This window comes from Streptomyces sp. SID13726 (genome assembly GCF_010548375.1).
In the GTDB taxonomy this organism is placed as follows: domain Bacteria; phylum Actinomycetota; class Actinomycetes; order Streptomycetales; family Streptomycetaceae; genus Streptomyces.
In genome coordinates, this window is record NZ_JAAGLY010000096.1 from 1 (window position 1) to 744 (window position 744).

Here is a 744-nt window from a genome sequence, read left to right on the forward strand (position 1 = left end):
GCCGGCCTTGACGTGAAGCCGCAGGATCCGGGCGCCGTCGAGCCCGCGCAGCGTGCGCCGGAGCCCGACGGTGCGCAGCGCGACGGCCACGAGGTTGGACACGCTCATCGCGAGGCCGATCCCCACGACCCAGAGCTGGGGCGCCAGGGCCTGCGTCGCGAGCCACGACACGCCGACGAGCACGAGCGTGCCCGGGACCTGGATCCAGAAGACCGTCCGGCCGTCCTCGAACGCGTAGTAGACCCACTTCATGAGCACCATGCCGCCGAGCGGCACGAGCCCGAGCGCCATGGCCCGCAGCACCTCGGAGACGGCCTCGCCGGACGCGGCGTCGACGGAGGGGACGAGGAGCTTGGTGATCGGCAGGGCGAGGACGACCAGGACGACGGTCGCGAACACGGTGAAGACCCCGACGGTGCGCACGCCGCGCGAGAGGTCGTGCCGGACGCGCGCGAGGTCGCCCGCGTGAGCCGCGGCGCTCATGCCCGTGAAGAGCGCCGTCGCGATCGACACGGTCACGAGCGAGTGGGGCAGCAGATAGATCATGAGGGCCTGCGTGTAGGCCGCGTTCCCCGCGACGGCGAGCGCGCCGGAGAAGGCGTCCGGCGCGCCGGTGACGAGTCCCGTGACGGCGCCGAGGGTCCCGGGGTCGTCGCGGTAGGGCCCGAACGTCTGCGCGAGCGCCGCGCGCGGCGCCTCGCTCGCGAAGCGCGTGGTGAACAGGACGCCGACCTGCTCGAGGAG

Annotated in this window: 1 protein-coding gene; it reads right to left on the reverse strand. The window is 73.7% G+C overall.

Going from position 1 to position 744, the window contains the following annotated elements; all coding sequences use genetic code 11:
- Window positions 1–744: lipid II flippase MurJ (locus tag G3I78_RS46525; RefSeq protein WP_275424924.1), on the reverse strand; the 744-nt coding region annotated here is incomplete at both ends.